Genomic DNA, 8,125 nt, shown 5'->3' with positions numbered 1-8,125 from the left:
CCTCTGCCGGGGCACGCCTCGGCAGGGGCTCTCAGCGCAATCTCCAACTAAATTTCCAGACGTCAGGTTACAGTACCCATCCTCCCGCCCGTTGTTTGGACGAAATGAATCACAAACCTATGCCATTGAACAAGAATTAATGGGTGTGCTGCCTAGCTGTTCCATCCTGGACGATCACATAGATCCTCGCGGCTCTGCATTTTTCATGGCAAGATCTGTTTTGGGTGACATCCGGGAGGCGGTTCAATGCTGATCCATATTCGTAGCCAGGCGACGACTAAACCCAAAGTGCGGGCGGAAATTCAAGCGAGTGATGAGCCTGCTCGGGGTGTTCCTGTTGGCGAGCAGCGATTGGAGTTCAGCTTGGTCGTCAGGGCTCAGGTACAGGCAGATGTCATTGCGTCTCATGCGCCGACACCGACAAGTCCGGCCGCAGCATACAATCTTCCGTCAGGTGCGGAACACTAGGAGGGCTGAAATTCATACCCTTTCGTGATGCTCTTTCTTAGTATCCGACGTTGAAAAACTTAGTAATTGGAAACTACGCCAAGGCGCTCCGCGTTCATTGACTTCTGTCAAGTTGCTCAGTCATGCTGGCTTTGGTCATGCGACATACGGTTGACAGCTGCCAGCTTTGCTTCGGCGCGCTACTGCAGGCTGCTGCGCGCGACGATGTCCCTTCCAGAGACCAATGCGTCGTTGGGGTGCGTCACAACGGTTGTGCCAGCCTCCAAACCGTCCAGCACTTCGGCGAATTGCGCGTTCTGGCGTCCGATGCGGATGATCTGTTCAGTGGCGATGTTGTCTTCCGTCGTGAACACCGCCCAATCGCCGTTGCGTTTGAACAGGGCGCTGAGGGGCACTTGCAGCGCGTCCTCAGTCCGCCACTCAATTATACGCAGGAACACGGCAAAGCCATCGCCCAATCCGGCTCGCTCGGTCATGGGTGAGGTCATGTCGAACACGGCATCAAGCCGTTGTTCGTCGATACCAAGTGCAGAGACTTTCGTCTCCGCCGCAGGAGCGATCTTGGTCAGGGTCGCGGAAAGGGCTACTGGCCCTCCCCAGCGCTCCACAACAGCTTGCGCACCCGGTTTCAGGCGCACAGCGTCGCTGGACAAAAGATCAGCCACGATCTCAAGCTCGGCAGGATCACCGACACGCAAAAGTGGGTCGCCGGTATGAACAGGATGTTCGCTGATGCTTGCCACGTTGAGCACGACACCGTTTGCAGGGGCGGTGATTTGCAGACAGCAGTCCATGTCGATTGCCGCTCCGGATTCGGGGTTTTGCAACATCGCCTCGACGCGGGCGAGTGTGCTTTGCGCCATGTTGATGCGGGCCTCGGCGGCTTGCACTGCGGTTTCGGCTATGGTTCGCCTTTGCAATGCGTCCTCCAACTGCGACAGTGAAGACACATTGCGTTCTACAAGGGTCTGCGTCCGGTCGTATTGGGACCGCGCCAATGCGCGAACCTCAATGGCGCGCGCCAGATCGGTGCGGGCGACGTTCAGCGCGGCTTCGGCCTCGTGCACGGCGGCTTGGGCTTGCAACATGCTGCGGCTGTCCAGCAAATCAGGGGCTGCGGGTTGCACTACCGCGACCACGGTTTCGCCCACGACGACCGGATCGCCTACATCGACGGGGGATCGCAGGGCGGTGCCGGTGATCGGGCTGGCGACATCATAGAGGTCTTTGATCCGTGTGACGCCATCGGCGTTAATGGTAACGTCCAGCGGGCCGCGGGTCAGTACATACAGGTCAACGGGGACAGGATCGTCCTGAAAGGCCACATAGCCCAGCCCAAGCATCATTGCGGCACCGACGCCGACCAATCCAATGGTGCGAGGTTTCCAAGTCATTGGCTACTCCCTTGCTTTCATTATAGAAACGAGGTTTTGTTTGTCCAGGCTGCGGCGCACGACCATAACGGAGGCAAAGCTGGCCAAGAGCACGAAAAAGCTGGCTTTGGCATAGACCGCAGGTTCAATAACAAGCGGCAGATTATACAGATCGCTGGAAAAACTGTTGAACATATTGGCGGCGATCAATGTTCCGATAAACCAGCCCAAAGGCTGGGCCAGAACCGCCAGCAACATAGTCTCACCGATCAGGATGTAGGACACCTCGGACCGCGTGAAACCCAGAATGCGCAGGCTGGCCAGTTCGCGGGATCGTTCCGACAGTTGGATGCGCGCGCCGTTGTAGGTGACCCCGATGGTGATCAGCAGGGCGATAGTGATGTAGATCGAATTGATCATGCCGATGTTTTCTTCGACGGTTTCGGAGAACGACCGACGGGTGTCGGTCATCATGACGATGCTGGCAAGATTGGGAATGTCCTTAAGGCGGGCATGCAGGTCCAGCACTTCTGCATCATCAAGCGAGACATTGATCAGCGAAATGCGTGGCGACTGGCGCAATAACCCGTTCACATAGTCAAGGTCCATATAAGCGCCGATCCCAAAGTACTGGGCGATGGTATTGGTCACGATCAGCGGGTGGGTCTCCTGCCTGCCACCCAGAAACTTGGCATCAATGGTATCCCCAAGCCCGACGCCCAAATGCGCCGCCAGCCTATCGGTCAGGACAATGCCGCCGGGCGGCACAGCAACCTGATGGCCGTCGTTGTTCATGACGCGGCTCAAGTCTGTCGCGGGATGGCTGGCTTGGATTGAGGTACGTTTCTCGCGGTGGCCGTTACGTAATATAACCGCATGAAACTGCTGGCCTTCGGTTTGGAGGATTGCAGGAAGGGCGGCCACAGTTTCCAGCACGACCTGAGGCATGTCATGGGACAACACCAGCATGCCGTCTTGCCGGTTGGTTTCGTAAAAGGCGCTGTCGATGATCTTCTCCAATGATGGCGGAAAGAACGCAGGCGACACGATTGTCGCTACCGCCAACGCGATACCCAACATGGTCAGTCCGCTCCGTAGCGGCCAGCGGATTAAGCTGCGCAGGATCATGATCGTGGGTTGCGACAGGCGCATCGCGGCCATTGCGCGGTCAATCAGCGAGCGTTTGAATTGCGGTGGTGCAGGAGGCTGCATCGCGATTGCAGGGGCAAGCCGGGCAGCCCTAATCGCAGTTTGCGTGGCCCCCAGCATAGTGGCCAGCAACGCTGCAATGGCTGAGGCGGCATAGACCCAGAGTGAGGTGCTGAAAATCAGAAACGGGAAATCAAAGTATTGCCCGTATTCAGTCGCCATATACCGCGCCAGCCACGTCCCTGCGACCCAGCCGATCCCGATACCCACGACCGCAATCAGCCCGGCCAACATCAGATAATGCAGGCAAATCTCCACGTTGGAATAGCCCACAGCCTTGAGCAACCCAATCTGACTGCGTTCAAGCATGATGATCCGGCCCATGACCATGCTGACCAGAAACGCCGAGATTCCAAAGAAGATCGGGGGCAGGATCGAGGCCATGTTGCGCTGTTGCTTGATCTCGGAATCAATGAAAGCATCCGAAATTTGCAAATCCCGCCCGAAAGCCCCCAGCGATCCGTAGGGGTCAAGCAACTGATCGACCGCATCGATCACGCTGGCTTCTTGCGCGCGGGGTGTCAGTTTCAAGGCGACGTCGTTGAACGCGCCAGTCATATCAAAGGCTGCGTCAGCCGCTGGCTTTGGCATCCACAAAATTCCAAAGGTCGCGTTGTCCGGCATCAAGGCACCGGGGCCGATGGTATAGATGAACTCCGGCGATTGGGCGGTGCCGGTGATCGTCAGTTGCCGTTTCTGGCCGTTGAGATTGGCAAAGAAGAAATCTCCGATTTGCAGATTATTGGCGATGGCGAAATTGGCGTTCACCATGACCTCATCCGTAGATACCGGGTCAGGCAGCCGCCCTGTGGTGATGATTGGGACGTTTAACCTAGGTAACCCGTTAATCGGCAGCGATAGGATTTGTCCAGTAACGCTGACGTTGCTACCAGGCACGTCCAGTATCGCGCTGCCAGCGGTGCGTGTTTCTACAGCCCAGACACCGTCAATCGCGGCCAGCTCCGCGATCAGATGTTCCGGTGCGCGCTTGACCGCGCTGAACACATCGGCAAAGCGGTTGCGTTCATAATAGGTTTCACGGGTATCGCTGAGCGATTTGTAGGTTCCCAGCGCCATCAACAGGATTGCCACGCCGCAGGCCAATACCAGTGCAATTGCGAGGGCTTGTCGCCAAAGCCGTTGAAAGTCGCGCAGCAGTTTTCGATCCAGCGCCTGCATCACCAGACAATCTCGGCTGGGGCGAGGCGTTCTTCGTTAGTGGATACACTACTGATCTTGCCGTCCTGAAACTGAATAACGCGGTGCGCCATGCGCTGGATTTCTGCGTTATGGGTAATGATGACGGTGGTAGTGCCAAAGCGTTCGTTGATGTCAGCCAACACCTCTAGCACCTGAACGCCGGTGGCGCTGTCAAGCGCGCCGGTGGGTTCGTCGCACAGCAAGATCTCGGGGCGTTTGGCAATTGCGCGGGCAATGGCGACACGTTGTTGTTCGCCGCCCGACATCTCAGAGGGGAAGTGATCCATGCGGTCGGCCAGATCGACTAATGCCAAGGCCTCTTCGGCGGGCATCGGGTTGGGGGACACGTCAGTGACCAGCTGCACGTTTTCACGGGCCGTCAGGCTGGGCACTAGATTGTAGAACTGAAACACGAAACCTACGTGATCGCGCCTGTATTTTGTGAGACCACGGTCCGGCATATCCGTCAACTCTTGGTCACGAAACCAGACACGGCCTTCTGTCGCGTGATCTAGGCCGCCAAGGATGTTGAGCAAAGTCGATTTGCCGCTGCCAGAGGGACCAAGCAGAACGGTCATTTCGCCTGCGAACAGCTCCAGATCGACTCCGGCGAGGGCAAAGACCTTTACGTCCCCGGTCTGATAAACCTTGGTGACGTTTTCGGTGCGAAAGACGCATTCTGACACTGCTATGCCCCCCTTTTTGGCAAACGGTATCGGGTGACTTGTTGTCATACCGTGTTTGCGGTCGCATTGAGAGAGATCAATTGCCGCTGTGGTGTCGGGTGATAATCTGAGGCCAGAGATTGTGGACTGCTTCCCATTTTATCCACAAAATGACACAGAAATGACGTCCAATGTTGAAACAGTTGATTGTGCCCTGCGGCGTGTGATTGGTGCAGCCCTTATCGTATAAAAATTACGGTCAAAGAAGCTACATTGACAGACGCCGTTGCGATGAGCCGAATTCTGCGCGACATTCTGTTGGCATAGAAAAGTGACAAGCCCAGCACAGTTACGCGTGTTGTGGCCAACTATGGGGCACCTCGATTTTTGACCGTTTTCGCGACCATGAAGCAGGTGATGCAGCCTGAAGTGCGTCGGAACTCGCATCGTAGACCGTCAGCTACAAGGTTGTTGCGTCCGGCCTAATGATGCCCTGCCCATTTCCGGACTGTTTTTCGTGATGCGCCGCGTGATCTGTGTCCTTGGTCGACTGTTTTTCACGCCGGATTTGGGTTGATGCGGCGCAACTGGCAGAGGCGGCGCATGTTGTAGGCGAGGTTCTTCATCCCGATCTTGGCCTTGGCCCGAACCAAGCCGATGGTGCGTACCAAGGTCCTACCCATGTCATTGGCCTGCGCGCCAAAGATGTGCTCGACCCGGACCCGCACGGTGGATTTGGTCCGGTTGCTGTCGGCCCAACCCTCGGGCACTTCGCCCTTCTTGATCGCCGCGTTCTCGTCGCGCGTGTTGTGGTTTCGAGGCACCGGCACAATCGATGCATCCAGTATTTGCCCGCCTCGCGCGATATAGCCCTGCCTCGCCAGATGCCATAGGCAGCCGAGGCGGCCACATCATTGACGAAGGCCACAACCGGCTTCACCTCGTTCACAGCGCGAACGAGGTTGGCAGTGGCGAACATGCCCGTGGCCTCTCCGCCCGGACTGTCGATATCCAAGAGGATCGCATGCACATCCGGGTCGGTTTGCGCCTCGCGCAGCTGCGCGGCAATGTGTCAATCCCGGAGCAAAATTGGCCAATTTCCCGGTGTAAAATTGGACAGTTTGGTTGGGAGTTAGCCGCGCCTTGGCGCGCGTGCTCTCCAGATAACCGCGCAGACCTGCCTCGCACACGCGGGGCTCGTCCCGGTAGACGGGCCCGCATGTCGCGCGCCCGAAAATGGAGACGACCCCATGACCAAACTTTCCGACACCCAGACGATCATCCTGTCACGCGCGGCCCAGAACGAGGACCGCATTGCCCTGCCCCTGCCCGACACACTGCGCGGCGGTGCTGCCGCAAAGGTGGTTCAGACCCTGATCACAAAAGGCTTCCTCGAAGAAGTCGATACCAACATGCGTACGGGTGAGCCCGTCTGGCGCGAAACCGGCGACGGCCACGGCGTCACGCTGGTTGCAACCGATGCAGGGCTTGCCGCCATCGGCATTGAGCCCGAGGGCGCGGCAGCCGAACCAGCCCCTCAGGAACCGTGCAAGAAGCGCACACCCCGCGCAGGCACGAAACAGGCCCAACTGATCGCCATGCTTCGCACGCCGGATGGCGCGACGATCGCGGAGATAACAACCGCATTGATGTGGGCTCTACACACCTGCCGAGGGGCCATGTCCGGCGCGCTCAAGAAAAAGCTCGGGCTGACCATCACATCCCGGACTGACGATCAGCGTGGCCGCGTGTATCGCATTGAGAACGCCGCGCTGTGACTTCTCGGTGACTCTGACCGCCGCAAGCGCCCTGAGATCATTGCCGAATCCCGCAGTATCGCGACGGTGGCATGTGAGGTTTCGCCTGTATGAAACCTCAACTGCTCGAAGTGGTGCCGCCTGCACCGCTTCACCTTCCTCAACTCGGGCCAGCCTTTGCGCTGGCCCTTTTTTCCAGCATCCAATCTTTTTAAATCAAGCAATGCGCAACGACGCGATGAGGCCTGCCTGCCAGTCAGATAGCTGGCGATGCTGCAGGTGCAGTCGCCTGGTGTCAGCCCGAAGCGGCACCTCAGCCCTTGCCCCAAAACAGAGTTAGCCGACCTTCCCCGCGCGGGTCGCGAAATGGTAAGATGCGGACGTTACAGACATTGCGGCTTCCCTTCTGCCCGCAAGCCTCGAACGACTTAACCTCCGTCGGGGAGTGGTGGCAGCTGACGTAAATACAAAACAACAGCATCCAGATCGTTTTCCGTCATAGCCGCATAATGATGATACCCCATCGGTGGACGCATTCTGGAGCCATCTGGCCGCGCACCGTCTGTAATCATAGCCTTCAATTCTGCATCACTATAGCCAGCGAGCCCATCTTCATGAGTGGTCAGATTGGCAGACACAGACGTTCCCCATGGCCCGTGGAACTCAAATCCACCGGCACCGAGATGCGTGTCAAACATCGGCCCTTTCTCACCCATCGGCGTGTGACACTCGACGCAATGTGCAACTGGGCCTGCAAGATATTCACCATATTCGACGCTAACCGACTGCGGTGGAGCGGAAACGCTTTGGAGTGGTGGTCCATACGCGGGCGGCAACGGAATATTGTATGTGGAGAAAGGCGTTTCATTTTCGCTGACTGGAACCGTACGGAGGAAGGCAACGATTGAGTAGAGATCATCATCAGACAAACCTCGGTAAAGGCCCATTGGCATTGGCGGTCCGATAACAGATCCATCAGGGCGAATACCCTCTCGGATAGCTTTTGCCAGTTCATCGTCGGTCCAATTGGCCACACGCCCACCGGGTGTAATATTCACCGCCCAAGCCTCAAACATAGGGTTCTTTTCAACCATGAACCCACCCAGCTCGTTAGACATATCGGGGCCTTGAGGTGTTTGGGGTGTATGGCAGTTTCCACAACCCGCGGGACCCCGAACCAGATACTCACCTCGCTCCACGGACGGCTCTGCATTCGCCAAGAGTGCTGTTGATGACAGTACGAAAGTTGTCAGGATTAGGCGCATATCTTATTCTCCTAAGTTTAGTTAGCCAACGAGCCTGCGTCAGCTTCGCTCTCAACAATAGGGTTGAATAGAGAATATCTCCTAGAAAAAGTTTCTGGGTATGTCTGCAACGGGCTCTCACCGGGATTTCGCTGCACGCTACACGAAAGGCCGCTAACGGGAAACGGGCCAAACTTTGAAAATTCCGC

Annotated in this window: 5 protein-coding genes and 1 pseudogene; 1 reads left to right on the top strand and 5 read right to left on the bottom strand. The window is 57.2% G+C overall.

Annotated features, from left to right (window positions below; all coding sequences use genetic code 11):
- Positions 1-647: 647 nt before the first annotated feature.
- The 4 genes and pseudogenes from LC354_RS24885 to LC354_RS24870 form a co-directional block, all read right to left on the bottom strand.
- Positions 648-1,862 (bottom strand): efflux RND transporter periplasmic adaptor subunit, encoded by a 1,215-nt coding sequence (locus tag LC354_RS24885; RefSeq protein WP_223428668.1) that lies wholly within the window; start codon positions 1,860-1,862, stop codon positions 648-650.
- Between the two features lie 3 nt (positions 1,863-1,865).
- The gene (locus tag LC354_RS24880; protein WP_223428669.1) at positions 1,866-4,229 is read right to left on the bottom strand and encodes an ABC transporter permease; all 2,364 of its coding nucleotides are present in this window, start codon (positions 4,227-4,229) and stop codon (positions 1,866-1,868) included.
- Positions 4,229-4,936: an ABC transporter ATP-binding protein gene (locus LC354_RS24875; RefSeq protein WP_223428667.1), complete on the bottom strand. Its 708-nt coding sequence runs from the start codon at positions 4,934-4,936 to the stop codon at positions 4,229-4,231. The genes LC354_RS24880 and LC354_RS24875 overlap by 1 nt, the downstream gene beginning before the upstream one ends.
- Positions 4,937-5,472: 536 nt before the next feature.
- A pseudogene (locus LC354_RS24870) lies at positions 5,473-5,802 on the bottom strand (IS5/IS1182 family transposase); the annotation flags it as partial.
- 363 nt (positions 5,803-6,165) lie between these two features.
- Between LC354_RS24870 and LC354_RS24865 the strand changes: the two are divergent.
- Complete coding sequence (locus LC354_RS24865; protein ID WP_223428666.1) at positions 6,166-6,693, top strand: DUF3489 domain-containing protein; 528 nt, start codon at positions 6,166-6,168, stop codon at positions 6,691-6,693.
- Positions 6,694-7,100: 407 nt separating this feature from the next.
- Here the strand turns inward: LC354_RS24865 and LC354_RS24860 are convergent, their stop codons facing one another.
- Positions 7,101-7,790 (bottom strand): c-type cytochrome, encoded by a 690-nt coding sequence (locus tag LC354_RS24860; protein ID WP_223428665.1) that lies wholly within the window; start codon positions 7,788-7,790, stop codon positions 7,101-7,103.
- Positions 7,791-8,125 lie beyond the last annotated feature (335 nt).

The sequence above is a fragment of the Tateyamaria pelophila genome (genome assembly GCF_019966495.1).
Lineage (GTDB): Bacteria > Pseudomonadota > Alphaproteobacteria > Rhodobacterales > Rhodobacteraceae > Tateyamaria > Tateyamaria pelophila.
The sequence above is the reverse complement of the archived record's forward strand: the minus strand, read 5'-3'. Positions and strand labels throughout refer to the sequence as shown.